At 42.1% G+C, this 18,865-nt stretch carries 16 protein-coding genes, 1 tRNA gene and 1 riboswitch; of the genes, 6 read left to right on the top strand and 11 right to left on the bottom strand.

Translation table 11 applies throughout. From position 1 onward, the window contains the following. Positions 1 to 84: 84 nt before the first annotated feature. From G4417_RS04545 to G4417_RS04525, 5 genes are all read right to left on the bottom strand, one after another. The gene (locus tag G4417_RS04545; protein ID WP_173682776.1) at positions 85 to 735 is read right to left on the bottom strand and encodes an SDR family NAD(P)-dependent oxidoreductase; all 651 of its coding nucleotides are present in this window, start codon (positions 733 to 735) and stop codon (positions 85 to 87) included. Further along, the gene (locus G4417_RS04540) at positions 735 to 1,292 is read right to left on the bottom strand and encodes an ECF transporter S component (RefSeq protein WP_008706068.1); all 558 of its coding nucleotides are present in this window, start codon (positions 1,290 to 1,292) and stop codon (positions 735 to 737) included. The genes G4417_RS04545 and G4417_RS04540 overlap by 1 nt, the downstream gene beginning before the upstream one ends. Continuing rightward, positions 1,289 to 2,278: a nucleoside hydrolase gene (locus G4417_RS04535; protein WP_173682775.1), complete on the bottom strand. Its 990-nt coding sequence runs from the start codon at positions 2,276 to 2,278 to the stop codon at positions 1,289 to 1,291. The genes G4417_RS04540 and G4417_RS04535 overlap by 4 nt, the downstream gene beginning before the upstream one ends. A gap of 248 nt (positions 2,279 to 2,526) precedes the next feature. Further along, positions 2,527 to 2,571, bottom strand: a riboswitch (PreQ1 riboswitch). Positions 2,572 to 2,579: 8 nt separating this feature from the next. After that, entirely contained in the window at positions 2,580 to 3,293 is a 714-nt protein-coding gene (locus tag G4417_RS04530; RefSeq protein WP_173682774.1) for a TMEM165/GDT1 family protein, read from the bottom strand. Positions 3,294 to 3,308: 15 nt separating this feature from the next. Beyond that, positions 3,309 to 4,310: a calcium/sodium antiporter gene (locus G4417_RS04525; RefSeq protein WP_026076889.1), complete on the bottom strand. Its 1,002-nt coding sequence runs from the start codon at positions 4,308 to 4,310 to the stop codon at positions 3,309 to 3,311. Positions 4,311 to 4,779: 469 nt separating this feature from the next. On the opposite strand from G4417_RS04525, the gene G4417_RS04520 reads away from it, so the two are divergent. The 3 genes from G4417_RS04520 (at position 4,780) to G4417_RS04510 (ending at position 8,470) form a co-directional block, all read left to right on the top strand. Beyond that, on the top strand, positions 4,780 to 5,799 hold the full coding sequence (locus G4417_RS04520) for an ABC transporter substrate-binding protein (RefSeq protein WP_173682773.1): 1,020 nt from the start codon (positions 4,780 to 4,782) through the stop codon (positions 5,797 to 5,799). 325 nt (positions 5,800 to 6,124) lie between these two features. Further along, on the top strand, positions 6,125 to 7,237 hold the full coding sequence (locus G4417_RS04515; RefSeq protein WP_173682772.1) for an ABC transporter ATP-binding protein: 1,113 nt from the start codon (positions 6,125 to 6,127) through the stop codon (positions 7,235 to 7,237). A 144-nt stretch (positions 7,238 to 7,381) separates the two neighbouring features. Further along, complete coding sequence (locus tag G4417_RS04510; protein WP_173682771.1) at positions 7,382 to 8,470, top strand: PucR family transcriptional regulator; 1,089 nt, start codon at positions 7,382 to 7,384, stop codon at positions 8,468 to 8,470. Positions 8,471 to 8,660: 190 nt separating this feature from the next. Here the strand turns inward: G4417_RS04510 and G4417_RS04505 are convergent, their stop codons facing one another. The 3 genes from G4417_RS04505 to modA are packed head-to-tail and all read right to left on the bottom strand — an operon-like array spanning position 8,661 to position 11,316. Then, complete coding sequence (locus G4417_RS04505; protein ID WP_173682798.1) at positions 8,661 to 9,719, bottom strand: sulfate/molybdate ABC transporter ATP-binding protein; 1,059 nt, start codon at positions 9,717 to 9,719, stop codon at positions 8,661 to 8,663. Then, entirely contained in the window at positions 9,719 to 10,414 is a 696-nt protein-coding gene (gene modB, locus G4417_RS04500; RefSeq protein WP_173682770.1) for a molybdate ABC transporter permease subunit, read from the bottom strand. Before modB ends, G4417_RS04505 begins: the two co-directional genes overlap by 1 nt. 2 nt (positions 10,415 to 10,416) lie before the next feature. After that, positions 10,417 to 11,316, bottom strand: a complete 900-nt coding sequence (modA, locus tag G4417_RS04495) for a molybdate ABC transporter substrate-binding protein (protein WP_173682769.1) — start codon at positions 11,314 to 11,316, stop codon at positions 10,417 to 10,419. A gap of 228 nt (positions 11,317 to 11,544) precedes the next feature. Here modA and G4417_RS04490 point away from each other — a divergent pair, with 228 nt between their 5' ends. Both G4417_RS04490 and G4417_RS04485 read left to right on the top strand, forming a co-directional pair. Next, the gene (locus G4417_RS04490; protein ID WP_008706085.1) at positions 11,545 to 11,757 is read left to right on the top strand and encodes a TOBE domain-containing protein; all 213 of its coding nucleotides are present in this window, start codon (positions 11,545 to 11,547) and stop codon (positions 11,755 to 11,757) included. Beyond that, positions 11,750 to 12,688, top strand: a complete 939-nt coding sequence (locus G4417_RS04485; RefSeq protein ID WP_173682768.1) for a substrate-binding domain-containing protein — start codon at positions 11,750 to 11,752, stop codon at positions 12,686 to 12,688. Before G4417_RS04490 ends, G4417_RS04485 begins: the two co-directional genes overlap by 8 nt. A gap of 89 nt (positions 12,689 to 12,777) precedes the next feature. Here the strand turns inward: G4417_RS04485 and G4417_RS04480 are convergent, their stop codons facing one another. The 3 genes from G4417_RS04480 to G4417_RS04470 form a co-directional block, all read right to left on the bottom strand. Next, entirely contained in the window at positions 12,778 to 13,686 is a 909-nt protein-coding gene (locus G4417_RS04480) for an undecaprenyl-diphosphate phosphatase (RefSeq protein ID WP_173682767.1), read from the bottom strand. A 280-nt stretch (positions 13,687 to 13,966) separates the two neighbouring features. Further along, positions 13,967 to 17,182 (bottom strand): carbamoyl-phosphate synthase large subunit, encoded by a 3,216-nt coding sequence (gene carB, locus G4417_RS04475; protein ID WP_022380221.1) that lies wholly within the window; start codon positions 17,180 to 17,182, stop codon positions 13,967 to 13,969. After that, on the bottom strand, positions 17,182 to 18,258 hold the full coding sequence (locus G4417_RS04470; RefSeq protein WP_022380222.1) for a carbamoyl phosphate synthase small subunit: 1,077 nt from the start codon (positions 18,256 to 18,258) through the stop codon (positions 17,182 to 17,184). Before G4417_RS04470 ends, carB begins: the two co-directional genes overlap by 1 nt. A gap of 411 nt (positions 18,259 to 18,669) precedes the next feature. Between G4417_RS04470 and G4417_RS04465 the strand changes: the two genes are divergently transcribed. Further along, positions 18,670 to 18,753, top strand: a tRNA-Leu gene (locus G4417_RS04465). Positions 18,754 to 18,865: the final 112 nt, after the last annotated feature.

Below are 18,865 nucleotides of genomic sequence, written 5' to 3'. Positions count from 1 at the left end.
ATTTTTTCATTTTATCATATTCGGGCACAAAATAACAGCAGATTGCAAGAATGATTTTTCAAAACACGATATTTCAGACCCACTCTATGGCCAGATAAAATTGCAGTTTCCGGCCTCCAGACCGTCAATGAGAATGTTCTGGCCTGTACAGAAGCGGTTTTTTACCGCCATAAAGTAAATCCACTCTGCTGCCTCTTCCACAGACATCCATCGTTTCAGAGGTGTAAGTTCCATGATCTGATTCCAGAGCTTTTCATCCTCCATCACCGGCCGGTTCAGTTCAGTCATAACCCCACCGAAATCCAGACTGTTGCATGTGGCCTGATAAGGTGCTATCCTCATGGCCACATTTTTCGTATAGGCAAGGACTCCTCCTTTACTTGCTGCATACTCCGGAAATTCAGAACCTGTATGCCCGCTTGCTGATCCGATCATAATAACAGAATAAATATTAGGATGAATGCCGTAATGTTCTGTAACAGAAATCGTCCCTTTCAGATTTACATCAATATCATCGCCATTCTGAACCCCTGCATTATTGATCAGAATATCTACCTGTCCGATTTCCGGATAAGAGCTTTTGTCTCTGATATCCAGACAGAAATGAGTATATTTCGGATGTTGGATCGAGGATATATTTTTATCAAATCCATAGACTTCATGATTTTCTTTCAGGAAAAATTCTGCACAGCCTTTCCCGATCCCGGATGCTGTGCCTGTGATCAGAACTTTCATCAGGCAAAATTCTCCTTCATACTTTTACGCAGCGCTGTAATAAGAACTGCTGCTACTGCAATACACAGAACCCTGTCAATGTAATCTGTGATAAACTGAACTACAAAACAGCTTCCTACCATTCCAAGAGGTGTTTTTGCCAGAAGCTGCACAAGAACGGTGGATCCGGAAGAAGTGATTCCTCCAAATAAAAACGCCGTAATACAGGAACTGATTATAGTAGATGGAAGTGTGATCACAAGAGCAGCCGGAAATATCTGCCACTTTTTCGGCTGGAATTTTCTGTACACAAGACCTGTCACAAAACCAAGAAGAATTCCTACCGGAGCATAATACAAAGAATAAATATCTACAGTCATTCCCATCAGCAGGCCGCTGAGCAGATTAGGAAGCATTCCATAAAAGGGTCCCAGAACAGCAGCCACAAATACAGTTCCAATACTGTCCAGATAAATAGGAAGTTTCAGAAATAAAGCAATCTGTCCTCCCACAAAATTAATGCAGATAGCAAAAGCGATCATACAGATCTTCTGTACACTTATTTTTTCAGTTTTCATTTTAAATCTCCTCGTATTAAATCTTGTAAAATATCCAGTTCTTCCGGTTTCTGATCAAGGATCCTTGAAAGAAACATCTGAAAGAATCCATACACATCTACCTCAGTCAGCACCCTTGTATTTGAAGTTTTCCGGTAGAAATTCATAGAATCCACAACAGACTGTCCAAGAGAAATCCCCTCTGTTTCAATCTGTACATAGGAATCAAAGCCTTTACAGAGTTCCGGATTGATAAAATATGCCACTGCCAGAGGATCATTGATCACGCAGCCAATGATATGCTCCCATTCCCAGTGGAAATCAAAATAAAATTTCGTAATCTTCTTTACAAATTCCCCTGTTTCCTTGTTCAGACGGCACATATACTCCAGCAGATCAGGCGTGAGCACAATCTTTCTCGTCACATCCAGCCCAACCATATGGATTTTCTGGCCATTCTGATGGAGTGTCTCATATACCAGGGAAGCGCCGTCCGGGTCACACCAATAATTGTATTCTGCAACAGGTGAACAGTTTCCATGACTTTTAAAGCTGCCGCCCATGGAAACAATCTCCTCAATACAGGAAAATGCTTCTTTATCCTTCTGGATCAGTCTGGCAAGATTGGTCATAGGTGCCAGTTCGATTATGGATACTTTCTCTTTTTTCAATACATCAGCAAGAAAATCCACAGCACTGATCTGCTGCTGATAACCGATTACTTCCTGCAGAAAGCTTTCGCCAAGTCCATCTTCTCCGTGAGTGTCCAGAGCATTCACATAATCCCGCCTTAAGGGAGTGCTTTCCCCAATGTATACGGGAACATCCAGACGATTCATCTGCTTCAGGATTTTCTTTGCATTTCCAAATCCCATCTCCACCGGTGAATTTCCACACACAATGGTGATTCCGATCACTTCGATCTCCGGTGATTTCAGTGCAAGCATAATCGCAAGACTGTCATCAATCCCCGGATCACAATCAATAATTACTTTTCTTTTTTTCATTTAATTCCTTTCTGTCAAAGTAAGAAAGAATCCTGCTTGCTGGATTCTCCGCCTGCGGCGGGTCGCTTCAGCGACATAATTCCTCTCCGTCGCAGTGCGATCCTGCCCGGAGGGCTTTTTTATGTTATAGGAACATTACAGAGTAATTTCCTATAACATAAAAAATACTTTTGTTTATCCCTCAATAAACAAAAGCATCAGCAAACAGACCGCTTATGATAACTCATAAACGATCTCAATATTTTTTACTTTGCCTAGTTTTTTATACTGGGAGGGTTTCGAACCAGTTTCGGTGGTTATTTTAACACATATTTCTATGCATGACAAATTTATTTGATTTTTTTCTTTTTTTCACAAAAAAGCAGCCACATAAAGCAACAAAAACAATAGTCACAACCATAAGCACCGGCCATACCGGGATTGGACAGACACCTGCACTGATAAGCTTAAGTGCCTGGTAAAGTGTATATACACCGAAAACAGAGAATATGATAAATGCAATTGTATTAAGCAGTCCATCCGGAGTTTTGCTCTTTAAAAGATAACCGACTAACATTCCAAGAATGTCCGCTGCAAAAAGTCCCAGCGAACATGCGATCCATACAACAAAGGCTGCCCCCATACCTTCATTTGCACCAAATGTAATAGCAGTCAGCTGTGTCTTGTCTCCAAGCTCTGCCAGGAAAAATGTACAGAAAACTGCAAGAGGGGCAAACTTAATCTTTGATTTGCCACCCTCTTCCTCTTCATCATCCTCATCTCCGGCAATTGTTGATGCGGCAAAATAGAGAAATGCAAGTGCTGCTGCTGTTTTAATAAGCCAGTCAGGAATAAATTCACTGACCAGCCCACCTGCAAGAACGGCCAGTCCATTAAGTACAAGGATTGCTGCTGCAGTTCCCAGTATAATATCTTTTAACTTGTGTTTAGAAGTAAGAGCAATAAGCATAAGCTGGGTTTTATCTCCCATCTCTGCTATAAATTCAGTAAAAAATATCTTAAAAAACAATATCATTTTCTGATATCTCCTTTATCTTATTACAATGTAAACCGCATATATCGCATAAAGTGCAACCATAGCAAATCCTTCGATTTTTCCAATTTTCTTTTTGGTTCCTGCAAATATCCATACACAGACTGTAAATACAATAAGTACACACAGATCAATAATATTCTCAGTGATCAGGCTGACCGGACTAATTGCTGATGCAATGCCAAGTACCATAAGTATATTAAATACATTGGAACCGATTGCATTGCCAAGCGCCATATCAACTTCGTTCTTTCTGGCTGCAACTATTGAAGTCACAAGCTCCGGAAGTGATGTTCCTATTGAAACAATCGTAAGTCCGATAAGTGTCTGGCTCATTCCAAGGTCACTTGCTATCCTTGATGCCGCATCTACAGTAATATCTCCGCCAACTGCGATTGCAGCCGCACCGCCAATAATAAACAGAATACTGAGCGGCACGGAAATCAGCCTGATTTCCTCCTCTGAAGCGCCTTCAATCTCAACCTTCCTGCCTTCCTTACTTGCCTTTAATGCAACCTTGATCATGTAAGAAATATAGCCTGCAAAGGCGCCAAGGAATATTACACCGTCAAGATGTCCAAGTATCATGCCTGCTTTATCGCCAAATCCTGCAATTCCCAAAAACAATAAAAGTCCTGCACAGATAAGAGAAAATGGAATATCTCTCTTTATTGTTTCTTTTGCAACATTTACTGTGGCGATCATTGCACACACACCAATAACAACCATCAGGTTGAATATATTGGAGCCGACTACATTACTTACTGCAAGCTCATTATTGCCAGTAAGTGAAGCTGATACACTGACTGCAGTCTCCGGAAGCGATGTTCCCATTGCAACAATGGTAAGTCCGATAATGATAGACGGAACATGCAGTCTCTTTGCTACACTTGAACTTCCCTCTACGAAAAAGTCTGCACCTTTAATAAGCAGCACAAAACCTATTACAAGAAATACAAGCACAAGGGCAAATGGGGCGTTGTTAATGAATTTTTCCATATGTTTTCTCCTTTTATTCTCCATAACAGTATTGTCAGCCGAAATATCCGCCATTACGAGTATACCCAACAACCGTAAAAGAATCCTGCTATTCTGCCCGGAAGCTTTTATACTATAGAAACATTACAGAGTAATTTTCTGTGGTATAAAAAAGACTCATGTATATCAATTACCAGCCAGTGCATCATACATAAGCTGTTAATCGATATACATGAGTCTCATTATTTAAGATTTGCCAGATTATACTCTCTAATATAATCAGAATGTTGACAAACCACACTTTCGCGCTAACTACTCCCTCATGGAATATTAAATTACTTGACAAAGTTTATCAAATGTCTTGGGGCTTGTCAACAAAGTTTGATGTTTTTTATATAAAAATGTAAAACATCTATTTGACTGATATATATGAACGGTTCCTCTGCCTCCTGCATATCTTAACAGCAGAAGTTTGTAAAGGAGTATCTGTATGAAAAATAAAAAATGGATCGCGCTGGCAACTGCGGTTATACTCGCTGTGACTGCTCTACCGGTAACAGTATTTGCAAAGAAAAAGGACAGTCCGGATGATAAGACGCTTACAAAGGTTACCTTAAATGAAGTGGCACATTCTATTTTCTATGCTCCGCAGTATGTAGCAATTGAAAAAGGGTATTTTAAAGATGAGGGGCTTGATCTGACCCTTGTAACTGGCTTTGGAGCCGATAAAACTATGACCGCAGTCATATCCGGTGAGGCAGATATCGGATTTATGGGCGCAGAAGCATCTATTTATGCCTATCAGGAAGGAGCTACCGATCCTGTTGTAAACTTTGCACAGCTTACCCAGCGGGCCGGAAATTTCCTTGTGGCAAGAGAAGAAATGCCGGATTTTAAATGGGAAAATCTGAAAAACAAAAAAGTTCTTGGAGGCCGCAAGGGTGGCATGCCGGAAATGGTATTTGAGTATATTCTGAAGCAGAATGGACTTGACCCTCAGAAAGATCTGTCTATTGACCAGAGTATTGACTTTGGCTCCACTGCGGCTGCTTTTACAGGAAATAATTCAGCAGACTTTACTGTGGAGTTTGAACCCTCTGCTACTGCTCTTGAAAAGCAGGGTGCCGGATATGTTGTGGCATCCCTGGGTGTTGACTCCGGCTATGTGCCATACACCTCCTATAGCGCCAAAACCAGCTATATGAAAAAGAATCCTGATATCATGCAGAAATTTACCAATGCTCTGCAAAAAGGTATGGATTTTGTCCAGAACCACACTCCTGAGGAAATCGCAGAAATCATCGAGCCTCAGTTCCCGGAAACAGATCTGGATACCATCACAGCCATTGTAAAACGCTATTACGATCAGGACACCTGGAAAGAAAATCTGGTGTTTGGACAGGAAGGATTTGAGCTTCTGCAGAATATCCTGGAAGACGCAGGTGAACTGAAAGAACGTACATCGTATGCAGAACTGGTCAACACAGAATTTGCAAAAAATGCTTCCTGAGGATTTGCTTTCTCTGGGTACCCTGTAACTTTAGCACAATATTCGTATTCTCTCACCAGATCCTTCATATTTTAACTCCAATTTTGAGAAACGCAGACAGAATTTCGTCATTTTGTCCTGCGTTTTTCTCATGTCTTTTGACAGTTTGACGGAATCCCCAGATGTCCATTTCAGCTTTTCGTCAGATTGACAAGAAACCCAACAAATCTTTGTACGATTCTTCCCTAGCCATCCCCCCTCCTTTTCGTTATACTGTCTACAGATGAAAAAAGCGAGTAATCAATCAGCAAAAATAATATAAGATAATTTTGGAGGAAGAATAATTATGGCAAGCTTATCATTACAGCACATTAACAAAACTTACCCAAATGGTTTCCAGGCAGTTAAAGATTTCAATCTGGAGATCGAAGATAAAGAATTCATCATTTTCGTAGGACCTTCAGGATGTGGTAAATCTACTACACTTCGTATGATTGCTGGTCTGGAAGAAATTTCCGGCGGTACATTAAAGATCGGTGACAAAGTTATGAACGATGTAGAGCCTAAAGACCGTGATATCGCAATGGTATTCCAGAACTATGCTCTGTATCCTCATATGACAGTATATGATAACATGGCATTCGGACTTAAACTTCGTAAAGTTCCGAAAGACCAGATCGACAAAGCAGTTCGTGAAGCTGCAAGAATCCTTGACCTTGAAAAACTTCTTGATCGTAAACCGAAGGCTCTTTCCGGTGGTCAGAGACAGCGTGTTGCTATGGGACGTGCTATCGTACGTAATCCTAAGGTATTCCTTATGGATGAGCCTCTTTCCAACCTGGATGCTAAACTTCGTGTACAGATGCGTATCGAAATTTCCAAGATCCACCAGAGACTGGGTGCTACAATCATCTATGTAACACATGACCAGACAGAGGCTATGACTCTTGGTACCAGAATCGTTGTTATGAAAGACGGTGTTGTTCAGCAGGTAGATACACCTCAGAACCTGTATCAGAAACCAGGCAACTTATTCGTTGCAGGATTCATGGGATCACCGCAGATGAACTTCCTTGACGCAGCAATCTCTGAAAAAGGCGGAAATATCATTGCTAAAGTTGGCGAGCATGAGTTGCTTGTTCCTACTGGAAAAGCTAAAATTCTTAAAGATAACGGTTATGTAGGCAAGACAGTTGTTCTTGGTATCCGTCCAGAAGATATTCATGATTCTCAGATGTTTATCGAAGCTTCTCCAAGTGCTCCAATGAGCTCTGTAGTTAAGGTTTACGAGCTTCTGGGTGCTGAAGTATTCTTATACTTTGATGTTGACGGAACTCAGGTTACAGCACGAGTTGATCCTCGTACAACAGCTAAGACTGGTGATCCGATCAAATTCGCATTCGATATGGAAAAATCTCATTTCTTTGATAAAGAAACAGAACTTACAATCTGCAACTAATTTTCAGGAATCTTTAATAAACCCGGGGAGTTTTCCCCGGGTTTTTATGTTATAATATAGAATTGGCTGCCTGATTACTTCGATCAGACAATTTGCAAGGATTGCTATAAGCTGACTCATACCCCAAAAGAAAGGATTGACCTTATGAAAATACAACAGATTTTACAGAAATGCCTGACAGACTGGAAGAATATCAGCCAGATTGATTTCTGTCTGCTGGATTCTGATAACCATATCTTTCTCTCTACCTGCGATAAAAAACTTCCTGCAGAATCAAAACTGGAAGAATTTCGCCAAAGCAGTGCCCTGTGTGTTTCCAATACAAGCTGCTGCCTGTATAAGATCATGGAGAACCATTCCATCTCCTATATTCTGATCGTATGGGGAAAAGCAGAAAGTACTGCTACCATCGGAGAGCTGGCCGTATGCCAGGTACAGAGTCTCCTGGCTGCCTATGCAGAGAAAAGCGACAAGAATACCTTTATGCAGAATCTTCTCCTTGGTAGTTATTCCGATGTAGATGTCTTTAACCGCGCCAAGAAACTGCACATTGCAACTTCTGTTCAGCGTGCCGTATTTCTTGTGGAAACCAAACAGACCAAGGATGAGAACGCTCTCGCTACGATCCGGAATATTTTCTCTGCCCGTACCAGAGATTTCATCACAGCTATTGATGATACAGGGATTATCATCATCAGAGAATTACAGTCTACAGAAACTTATGAGGATCTGGAATCAATTGCATATATGCTTGTAGATATGTTAAATACAGAAGCAATGACTTCCGCATGGGTTGCCTACAGTAATCTGGCAGAGGATATTTCCAGGCTTCCAGACGCATACAAGGAAGCACATACAGCCCTTGAAGTAGGCAAGATTTTCTACGCAGATAAAAATGTATTCGGATATAACCAGCTTGGAATCGGCAGACTGATCTACCAGCTTCCTGTTTCCATATGTGAAATGTTTATCGACGAGATCTTCAAAGAGGAAACTCTGGATTCTATTGACGAAGAAACCCTGATCACCATCCGTACCTTCTTTGAAAATAACCTGAATCTCTCCGAGACCTCCAGACAGCTTTATGTACACAGAAATACTCTGGTGTACCGTTTCGAAAAACTCCAGAGAAAATTCGGACTGGATATCCGCGCGTTTGAAGATGCACTGACATTTAAACTGGCGATGATGGTTGTGGACTACATAAAATATTCTAAGAATCATCCGTCATAGATTTCTCAGACAATTTGATAACATCCATCTGCGTGATCAAACCGGCAGACTCTTACAGCTACGTGGCTACGCGATTCTACACCGAATAACTGCTCCACAGGGGACTTACTTGATCCGGTTAAAAAAGCGTTATATCTTCGGCAGGAATCTCTGTCATAGATACAACGCTTTTTATTATTTCTTATATATTCTATTTTGCTTCTTTCAGCAGCATCAGATGCTCTTCCGGAAAATGAATATATTTCGGAACTTTTGCATGCGGATCTTCCTCAAAATTTCCTTTGGGACACATCCACCAGACCGGCTGACAGTCTCCGCCTTTCTTGTTCTTCAGTAAATACTGATGTTCAAAGGTCGTTTCAATATATTCCACAACTTCCACTTCCATGTGGTTCTCTCCGCCTTCAGATGCACCTTTCATCCAGTGACCGCGGATTCCCACATGCGTAACATCATCCGGCACCACATCTTCGGTCTGCAGCATCAGATCCCAGTCCACTGCATAAATACTGTGTTTTCCCATTTTCTGTACAGTTGAGAAATTTTTACACCCTGTCAGTCTGGCTGCCTGCAGAATACCGGGTCGTTCAAAGAGTTTCTTGGTTTCTCCTGTAGTAAGTGCCTGACCGCTGTCCAGAATTGTCAGATGTCCGCAGAACTTGTAAGCCTCATCACGGCTGTGAGTGACCAGAATCATATCACCTGTGTACTCATTAAGAAAGTTCTGCATATCACGCTGCATGATATCTTTCAGATATCCATCCAGTGCTGAGAACGGTTCATCCAGAAGGATGACTTCCGGTTCTCCGATCATCATTCGTGCCAGTGCGACACGCTGCTGCTGACCTCCGGAAAGCTGTCCCGGATAACGTTTCTCCAGCCCGTTAAGCTGATAGCGCTCTATGTAATCTGCCACTTTTGCCTTAAAATGTTTCTTATCCCCTCTGTATCCGCATGCGATATTCTTCTCTACAGTCATGGTAGGAAAAAGTGCATAGTTCTGAAAAAGATAGCCGACCTTCCTCTCCTGCGGTTTAAGATTGATTTTCTTTTCTGAATCAAAAAGAACTTTATCATTTACAACAATTCTTCCTGAGTCCGGTGTCTGGATTCCTGCAATACAGCGCAGAGTCATACTTTTTCCGCTTCCGGATGCTCCAAGGATCCCCATTGGAGAACCATCACTCTCCAGCTTTACTTTCAGAGTGAAGCCATGAAGTTTCTTCTCAATATCCACACTGACTGCCATTACATCCACCTGCCCCTCTTCATTCCCTTACCGGAAACGATATTGATCGCCGCAACGATCACAAATGAAATGATCAAGATTACAACTACCCAGAAACCGGCCATGCCATAATTTCCTGCCGCAGTCTCCGAAGCAATGGCAACGGAAACGGTTCTGGTCTTGCCAAGAATGTTTCCTGCGAGCATGGATGTAGCACCGTATTCTCCGATTGCTCTGGCAAAGGCAAGGACTGTACCGGATGCGATTCCGGGTCCTGCTGTCGGCATGACAACTGTCCAGAAGATTCTTCTGTCACTCATGCCAAGTGTCTTGCCTGCTGCGATCAGATTCACATCCACCTGTTCAAATGCAGCGCGTGCATTTCGATACATCAGTGGAAACGCAATTACAGATGCTGCGATCACGCAGCCCTTCCAGGTCTGTACGATCTTAATATCAAAATTATCCAGCAGAAATGCCCCGAACGGACGTCTCAGACTGAACAGCAGAAGCAGAATGAAACCGGCCACTGTCGGGGGAAGTACCAGAGGCATGGTCAGGATACCATCCAGTATGCCTCTGGAAACAGGTTTCATCTTCATTACCAGTCTCGCAAAGAATATCCCCAAAAAGAACGCGATCACAGTAGCCGCGAAACCTGTTTTCAGTGAAATCCATAAAGGACTCCAGTTTATTTCTGCCAGAAATTCACTCATTCTTATTTAGCTTCCTCCGTTGTCTCTGTCTCAGCATTTGTTTCTGTGTCATCTGCTTCTTCTGTTGCTTCTGCATCTTTATCATCTGTTTCGGAAGCATCATCTGCTTTGTATGCTGTGAATCCGTATTTCTCGAATACTTTCATAGCGTCGTCAGATTTGATGTACTCAAGGAATGCTTCTGCAGCTGCTGTATCATCTTCAGATGCCTCTTTGTCTTCGATAAGGCCTACCGGATAGAGAACAGATGTCTTCAGTGCATCTGCCGGAGCTTCTGCGATAACGTCTACTTTATCTGCAACGGAAGCTGCATCTGTAGCATAAACGATACCGATCTCATTACTTCCTTCACTTACTGCAGCAAGAACTTCAGATACATTTTTACCTTCATTGATTTCCATCTTATTTACTTCATCTGTAATTCCAAGATTGTCGAAAATTTCTCTGGAATACTGTCCAACAGGAACGCTGTCCCCTGCAAGTGCGATGTTGGCTGCATCTGTGATGTTCTCGAATCCTGTAACTTTTGTTTCTCCATCCTTAGGTTTGATCAGAACGACTTTGTTCTCAAGGATATCTTCTACAGTATCTTTCTTAACCAGATCTTCGTCTACCAGAGCGTCCATCTGCTTGTCAGCTGCTGAGAAGAAGATATCGCAGCGTGCGCCTTCTTCGATCTGTGTCTGTAATGTGCCTGAGCTGTCTGCATTGTAGAGGATTTCAACATCAGGATATGTCTCATTGAAATTTTTCTGGATTTCTTCCATTGCATTGCTTAAGCTTGCTGCGATGAATGTGTTGACTTCACCTTTTAAGTCTGTATCTGCTGCGAAAACTCCTGTGCTGAGTATTCCTGCGCTCAGTGCTCCTGCCATCATTGCTGCAATTAATTTCTTTCTCATGTTTTTTACCGCCTTTTATTCAGTTTTGTTTTGTTTTATTGAGTTTTGTTTCCTTTTGTGTTTATTGTACAAAACTTTTGTATTCTTGTCAATTTTATTTGTATATGTTATCATGTAAATGATAGCAGATTGAAAGCCTTATTTTTACCGGCAAAAACAACTTTCCGGCCTTTGATCGGGTATCAGATAAATCTATAGAAAAAAATAATAAACAGTGAGGTAATTATCATGAAATTAAGTGCACGCAATCAGTTAAAAGGGAAAGTAGTAAGTATCAATAACGGAGCTGTAAACTCCATCGTTTCTATTGATATCGGCGGTGGAAACATTATCACAGCAACCATCTCCTGTGCAGCAGTTGAAGAATTAAACCTGAAAGTAGGTTCTGATGCTTATGCAGTGATCAAGGCTACTAATGTCATGGTAGGTATTGATGAATAAACTTTACACAGCTCAGGAGGTCGCAGACCGTCTGAAGATCAAAAAGACGACGGTCTATGAACTTATCAAGCGCGGTGAGCTGGAATCTTCCAAAATCGGAAAACAACTCAGGGTCAGCGAAGAGCAGTTGACACAGTATCTTAACAGAAGCAGTTCCGGCAATTCCGGAAGCGGGCAGGATATTCCATACACTTCTGTTAATTTTGAACCTGAGAGCTCTCTGCTGAAGAGAGATTATCTGCTTCATTCCAGTGGTATCATTTTAGGCGGCCAGACTTCTGCCGCCCTGGAGCTTCTTCTCGGCAAAATGTCCGCTCATCCTGATGGACTTCCTGTCCTGCAGTCTCATATGAATGACTATAACGGACTTTATTCCCTGTATTTCGAAAAGGCACATATCGCTGCTACCAGTCTGGATATAGATGATATCCGTCACCTGGTTCCCGGAATCCCGCTGGTACTTCTTTCTTTATATAAATACTCTGTCGGCTTCTATGTACAGGCCGGAAATCCTGAAAAAATTTCTTCTATGGAGGACCTGACGGATCCGAAAGTTGTTTTTATGAATCGTGAAAAGGGAAGTGCCCGCAGGGTTTATCTGGACCGTCTGTTGAAAGAACGGGGAATCTCTTCTGAAAAAATCAGCGGATACAGAAATGAAGCTGTCTCTGATATGTCATCTGCATCTGCTGTTTTTGAGCACAGAGCGAATGTTGCTTTTGGAGAAGAAATGATCGCACGTTACTTTCCGGGACTTGATTTCGTCCCTGTGACTGATATGCAGATGTATCTGACAATTCCTGCGGAATCTGTGAGAAAGCCGGGGTTCTCTGCTCTTGTGGAAATTGTACAGTCTGAAGATTTCAAAACTGAGATTCATCATCTGACAGGTTATGATACCTCTTATACCGGCGAAATGATCTGCATATAAGAAACCTGTAACATAATAAAAAGCCCTGCTGTCCGGGATATACGCTTATGACGTACATGCCGCTTATACAGCAGGGCTTTTCTTATACATTATTTACAACCAAGAAGTGTTTTTCCGATAAAGTATCCAAGCACCAGAATACCAAGTGCGATTCTGTACCATCCGAATGCCTTAAAGTCATGTTTCTTTATGTATCCCATCAGGAATTTGATCGCAATAATGGAAACTACAAATGCCACTACCATTCCCACGATCAGGATCATCACCTCTGTTCCTGTGAAAGAGAAACCGAATTTCAGAATTTTCAGAAGACTGGCACCGAACATAACCGGAATTCCCAGGAAGAAGGTAAATTCTGCTGCTACTGTACGGGATGTTCCTGCAAGGATACCACCGATAATGGTGGAACCTGAACGGGATGTACCCGGAACTACGGAGAGTACCTGAAACAGACCGATGATGAGCGCAGTCTTAAATGACAGATTTTCCAGATTTGTACAGGTTGGTCTTCTTCTCTTGTTATAATTCTCAATGACAATGAAGAGGATACCATATACGATCAGTGCAATGGCAACTACTACATAGTTATTAAATTTCTCTTCAATGACATCATTAAACGGAAGTGCGATAACAATCGTCGGTATACAGGCTACTATAATTTTAAACCAGAGTACCCATTTCTCTTTATCACAGAACTTCTCCACAAAAGTAAGAATTCCTCTGGATACTGCACCATGCCTGTTAAGCACTGTCTGTTGTTTCTTTGAAATTGGTCTGATATAAAACGGCCACAATTTGTTCCAGTAGAGAACTACAACTGCGAGGATCGCACCAAGCTGGATCACTACAAAAAATAAATTCTTAAAATCCTCTGTCACATTCAATTTCAGAAACTCATCCACCAGGATCATATGTCCGGTACTGCTGATCGGGAGCCATTCTGTGATTCCCTCTACAATCCCAAGGAAAATGACCTTTAACAGTTCAATAAAATCCATAATCTTTCCCTTCCTGTTTTCTTTTTTGTTGTTATTTTTATTTACAACGATTTTCAACCAGATCAGACAGGTTTCTGCCAGATAATAAGTAATGCAAAAGATCCGCATATATCTATCTGACCCACTGTAAATACTCATATGATTATATTACACACCATGCCACTAATACAACTGTAATCTGTATTTTTCCTGCTGATTCTATAAAATAAAAGCAGCCGCCTTTTCTCCGACAGAGAAAATTACGGCTGCTTTTCATCATTTCATATTATTTATCAGTTCTTTATCTTCTTGCAATCGTAGCAATATCAATAAGAGATAAATTATTCAGGTCTGTGTTCTCAAGGCTGGTTGCCAGTGCTTCTGCTGTATCCAAAGAAGTAAGGACATTGACACCTGTCTCGATGGCGTTACGTCTGATGACAAAACCATCTTTCTGATGCTCTACACCCTGTGGCGGAGTATCGATGACGACGTCGATCTTATGACCAAGGATAAGGTCCATAAGGTTCGGTGCAGGCTGCTCCAGCTTGTTTGTACGGATAACTTTGATTCCGTTTTCTTTGAGGACTTTGGCAGTTCCCAGTGTAGCATAGATTCTGTATCCAAGCGCTTCGAATCTTCTTGCGATCGGGATGATATCCTGTTTGTCTTCGTCTTTGACAGTGATGATCATGTTTTTGTGTTTCGGAAGACGGATTCCTGCTCCAATAAATGCTTTGTAAAGCGCTTCATTGAACGTCTCAGCAATACCAAGGCACTCACCTGTTGACTTCATTTCCGGTCCAAGGCTAATATCAGCGCCGCGGATCTTCTCAAATGAGAATACAGGCATCTTGATCGCATAATGTTTTGCTTCTGGCTGAAGTCCCGGTTCATAGCCCATGTCTTTCAGCTTGTATCCAAGGATTACCTTCGTTGCAAGAGGAACGATCGGAATTCCTGTTACCTTACTGATGTACGGTACAGTACGGCTGGAACGAGGATTAACCTCGATTACATATACATCATCTCCAAGAACAATAAACTGGATGTTGATCATACCGATAACATGCAGTGCTCTTGCAAGACGTCTGGTATATTCTGCAATTGTCTCTTTTGCTTTCTCACTGATGGTCTTTGCCGGGTATACAGAGATACTGTCACCGGAATGGATTCCGGCACGTTCGATATGCTCCATGATACCAGGAATCAGGATATCCTCGCCGTCGCATACTGCATCGACTTCGATTTCCTTACCCATCAGATATTTATCAACAAGGATCGGGTGCTCCTGTGCGATCTGGTTGATCACACCGATATACTCTTCTACGTCCTCATCACTTACAGCGATTCTCATGCCCTGACCACCAAGTACATAAGAAGGACGAACCAGAACAGGATAACCCAGCTCATTTGCTGCTTTCTTAGCTTCCTCAGCAGTAAATACTGTCTGTCCCTTTGGTCTCGGGATCTCGCATTTTTCAAGAATCTCATCAAAGAGCTCACGGTCCTCTGCTGCATCTACGTTCTCCGCAGATGTTCCGAGAATCTTAACGCCCATCTTTGTCAGTGCTTCTGTTAATTTGATAGCTGTCTGACCACCGAACTGTACAACTGCTCCGTCCGGTTTCTCGATATTTACCACATTCTCAACATCTTCCGGTGTCAGAGGCTCGAAATACAGTTTATCTGCAATATCAAAGTCTGTACTAACTGTTTCCGGGTTGTTGTTGATGATGATGGTTTCATAGCCTTCTTTTGCAAATGCCCATGTACAGTGTACGGAACAGAAGTCGAACTCAATACCCTGGCCGATACGGATCGGACCGGAACCAAGTACCAGGATTTTCTTTTTATCCGGTGTTGCTACTGCTTCATTCTCTGTGCCTTCATCGCCGTATACAGAATAGTAATATGGTGTTGCTGCCGCAAACTCTGCAGCACAGGTATCAACCATCTTATATGCTGCTTTAATCTGATATTCTTCACGAAGAGCTTTAATCTCTTCTTCTGTCTTGCCTGCCAGACGTGCAACGATGTAGTCCGGGAATTCCATGCGTTTTGCTTCAAGGAGAAGCTCTTTTGTGAGCTTTCTGGTCTTAAGAGCATTTTCCATGCCTACAAGGATTGCAATCTTATCGATAAACCAGATATCAATCTTTGTGATGTCGTGAAGCATGGACTGCGGCATACCACGACGGATTGCTTCTGCAATCTTCCAGATTCTACGGTCATCTACGATTTCCAGCTCTGCAAGGAGTTCCTCGTCTGTAAGCTGTGTGAAATCATAGGACATCAGACTGTCTACGTGCTGTTCAAGAGAACGGATGGCTTTCATCAGGGCACCTTCGAAGTTATGGCAGATACTCATAACCTCACCTGTTGCCTTCATCTGAGTAGTAAGGGTTCTCTTTGCAGTAATAAATTTATCAAATGGAAGTCTCGGGATCTTAACTACGCAGTAGTCAAGCATTGGCTCGAAACTTGCATATGTTTTTCCTGTGATCGCATTCGGGATCTCATCCAGTGTGTAGCCCAGGGCAATCTTTGCTGCAACCTTTGCGATCGGGTAACCTGTTGCCTTACTTGCAAGTGCAGAGGAACGGCTTACACGTGGGTTTACCTCGATTACACAGTATTCAAAGCTGTCCGGTTTCAGAGCGTACTGAACGTTACATCCACCTGTGATTCCAAGTTCTGTGATGATGTTCAGGGCTGAAGTACGGAGCATCTGATATTCTTTATCTCCCAGTGTCTGAGATGGAGCAACTACGATAGAGTCACCTGTGTGGACACCAACCGGGTCAATGTTCTCCATGTTGCAGACTGTGATGCAGTTTCCTGCGCTATCACGCATCACTTCATATTCAATCTCTTTCCATCCTGCGATGCAGCGCTCTACCAGAACTTCACCTACACGTGAAAGGCGGAGACCATTCTCCAGGATTTCACGGAGTTCATATTCATTATGGGCGATACCGCCGCCGCTTCCACCGAGTGTGTAAGCAGGACGGAGAACTACCGGATAACCAATGGTGTTTGTAAATGCAAGACCATCTTCTACTGTTGTAACAACCTTGGATGCTGCGATCGGCTCACCGATCTTCTCCATGGTATCTTTAAATTCCTGACGGTCCTCCGCTTTCTTGATTGTCTGGGCAGTTGTACCGATCAGTCTTATATTGTGTTCTTTGAGGAAACCTTTCTCATCCAGCTCCATGGCAAGGTTTAATCCCGCCTGGCCGCCCAGTGTAGGAAGGACGCTGTCCGGTTTCTCTTTCAGGATAAGCTGTTCTACTACTTCTACTGTCAAAGGCTCGATATAAACTCTGTCAGCGATATCTTTATCTGTCATGATGGTTGCAGGGTTGGAGTTAAGAAGAACAACCTCAATGCCTTCTTCCTTCAGGGAACGGCATGCCTGTGTTCCTGCATAGTCGAACTCTGCTGCCTGGCCGATGATAATCGGGCCGGAACCAATTACAAGTACTTTTTTAATGTCTTTATTTCTTGGCATTATTTATTTCCTCCCATCATATCCATAAATCTGTCAAACAGGTAACTGGAATCCTGCGGTCCCGGGCATGCTTCAGGATGGAACTGTACAGTAAAGATATTCTTTCCTTCGTATGCCATACCTTCGTTTGTGCCGTCATTGACGTTAACAAATGCAGGTTTTGCAATGTTTTTCTCTTCAAGTCCCTCAGCATCTACTACATAGCCATGGTTCTGGGAAGAAATGTAAACACGTCCTGTTGCAAGGTCTTTGACCGGATGGTTTCCGCCTCTGTGTCCGTATTTCATCTTATGGGTATCTCCGCCTGTTGCAAGTGCCATGAGCTGATGTCCAAGACAGATTGCAAAGATCGGAACTTCAGAATCATATAATTTTTTTATTTCCTTTATAATAGAAGTACATTCCTTTGGATCTCCAGGGCCGTTACTTAACATAATACCATCCGGATTTGCCTCCAGGATCTCTTCCGCTGGTGTCAGTGCCGGATAAATTGTAACTTCACATCCTCTTTCATTCAGGGAACGTGCAATGTTTCTCTTTGCTCCCAGGTCAAGAAGTGCTACTTTCGGACCGTCGCCTTTTAAGATTTCTTTCTCGCGGCATGTTACCTTCTCTACTACCTTACCTGTTGTATATGCTTTTAACTGGGGGATAATTGTATCTAAATCATAATTTTCATTGACGGTGATCATACCGTTCATGGTACCTTTCTCACGAAGGATTTTCGTTAAGGCTCTGGTATCAATTCCGGCAATACCTGGAATATCATGCTTTGTTAAGAAATGCTGAATCGTGTCCACGCTTCTGAAATTACTTGGGACACGGGATAATTCGCGGACAATAAAGCCGTCCACCCATGGCTTTGATGACTCCTGGTCATCATAACAGATTCCGTAATTCCCAATGAGGGGATAAGTCATACATACTGCCTGTCCTGCGTAGGAAGGGTCGGTCATTACTTCCAGATAACCGGTCATGGAAGTATTAAAGACGATTTCGCTGATAACGTCTCTCGTTGAACCAATGCTTGTACCTTTGAACACATGGCCATCTTCTAATATCAGAAATGCTTTCATACAATCTCCCTTTCTTATCTTTATATTGTGTCTATCACTTATTTTTTCCTAAATCTTCAAGATTGTATCACAGCAAAGTGCTTTTTTCAACCTTATAAGGTACTAAAAATAATTAAGTTGATATTAAAAACTTTTTTGTAATTTCAGGCAGATCCAATCACATGCATTCACTGCTTTCTCACATCCAAATACCTCTATAAAATTTAAATCATTCTCTTCTCTGTGCAACTCTACACCAGATAACTGCTCCGCAGTTTATCAGAAGAAGCTTACACTTCTACGTAACAAATTGTGCGTTTTGAGGATACTGTAAAAAAAATTAAAAAAATTTCAAAAAAGCTATTGACTTTTATCCATACATCGGTTATTATAAATGAGCAGTCGCGAGAGAGCGATTGATAAATAAGAAATGCAGAAGTGGCGGAATTGGCAGACGCGCAGGCTTCAGGTGCCTGTGGTAGCAATATCGTGTGGGTTCAAGTCCCATCTTCTGCATTGTTTTTTTATTTTCAGGAAGCTTGTTTAAGCTTCCTTTTTTATTTTCCTTTTATATCCATAGAAATATTATGACATAAAAAAGCCGGCAGTATCAAAGATTTCTCTTCTC

The sequence above is a fragment of the Blautia wexlerae genome (assembly GCF_013300825.1).
GTDB lineage: Bacteria > Bacillota > Clostridia > Lachnospirales > Lachnospiraceae > Blautia_A > Blautia_A wexlerae_B.
Note: the sequence above shows the minus strand (reverse complement) of the source record. Positions and strands in the feature narration are given on the sequence as shown.

Excerpts from the sequence above, each read along its gene's own strand:
- G4417_RS04545 (WP_173682776.1), bottom strand. The coding sequence starts at position 735 with ATGAAAGTTCTGATCACAGGCACAGCATCCGGGATCGGGAAAGGCTGT.
- modA (WP_173682769.1), bottom strand. The coding sequence starts at position 11,316 with ATGAGAAAGAAATTAATTGCAGCAATGATGGCAGGAGCACTGAGCGCA.
- G4417_RS04535 (WP_173682775.1), bottom strand. The coding sequence starts at position 2,278 with ATGAAAAAAAGAAAAGTAATTATTGATTGTGATCCGGGGATTGATGAC.
- G4417_RS04530 (WP_173682774.1), bottom strand. The coding sequence starts at position 3,293 with ATGATATTGTTTTTTAAGATATTTTTTACTGAATTTATAGCAGAGATG.
- G4417_RS04520 (WP_173682773.1), top strand. The coding sequence starts at position 4,780 with ATGAAAAATAAAAAATGGATCGCGCTGGCAACTGCGGTTATACTCGCT.
- G4417_RS04490 (WP_008706085.1), top strand. The coding sequence starts at position 11,545 with ATGAAATTAAGTGCACGCAATCAGTTAAAAGGGAAAGTAGTAAGTATC.
- G4417_RS04510 (WP_173682771.1), top strand. The coding sequence starts at position 7,382 with ATGAAAATACAACAGATTTTACAGAAATGCCTGACAGACTGGAAGAAT.
- G4417_RS04470 (WP_022380222.1), bottom strand. The coding sequence starts at position 18,258 with ATGAAAGCATTTCTGATATTAGAAGATGGCCATGTGTTCAAAGGTACA.
- G4417_RS04525 (WP_026076889.1), bottom strand. The coding sequence starts at position 4,310 with ATGGAAAAATTCATTAACAACGCCCCATTTGCCCTTGTGCTTGTATTT.
- G4417_RS04540 (WP_008706068.1), bottom strand. The coding sequence starts at position 1,292 with ATGAAAACTGAAAAAATAAGTGTACAGAAGATCTGTATGATCGCTTTT.
- G4417_RS04505 (WP_173682798.1), bottom strand. The coding sequence starts at position 9,719 with ATGGCAGTCAGTGTGGATATTGAGAAGAAACTTCATGGCTTCACTCTG.
- G4417_RS04480 (WP_173682767.1), bottom strand. The coding sequence starts at position 13,686 with ATGGATTTTATTGAACTGTTAAAGGTCATTTTCCTTGGGATTGTAGAG.
- modB (WP_173682770.1), bottom strand. The coding sequence starts at position 10,414 with ATGAGTGAATTTCTGGCAGAAATAAACTGGAGTCCTTTATGGATTTCA.
- carB (WP_022380221.1), bottom strand. The coding sequence starts at position 17,182 with ATGCCAAGAAATAAAGACATTAAAAAAGTACTTGTAATTGGTTCCGGC.
- G4417_RS04485 (WP_173682768.1), top strand. The coding sequence starts at position 11,750 with ATGAATAAACTTTACACAGCTCAGGAGGTCGCAGACCGTCTGAAGATC.
- G4417_RS04515 (WP_173682772.1), top strand. The coding sequence starts at position 6,125 with ATGGCAAGCTTATCATTACAGCACATTAACAAAACTTACCCAAATGGT.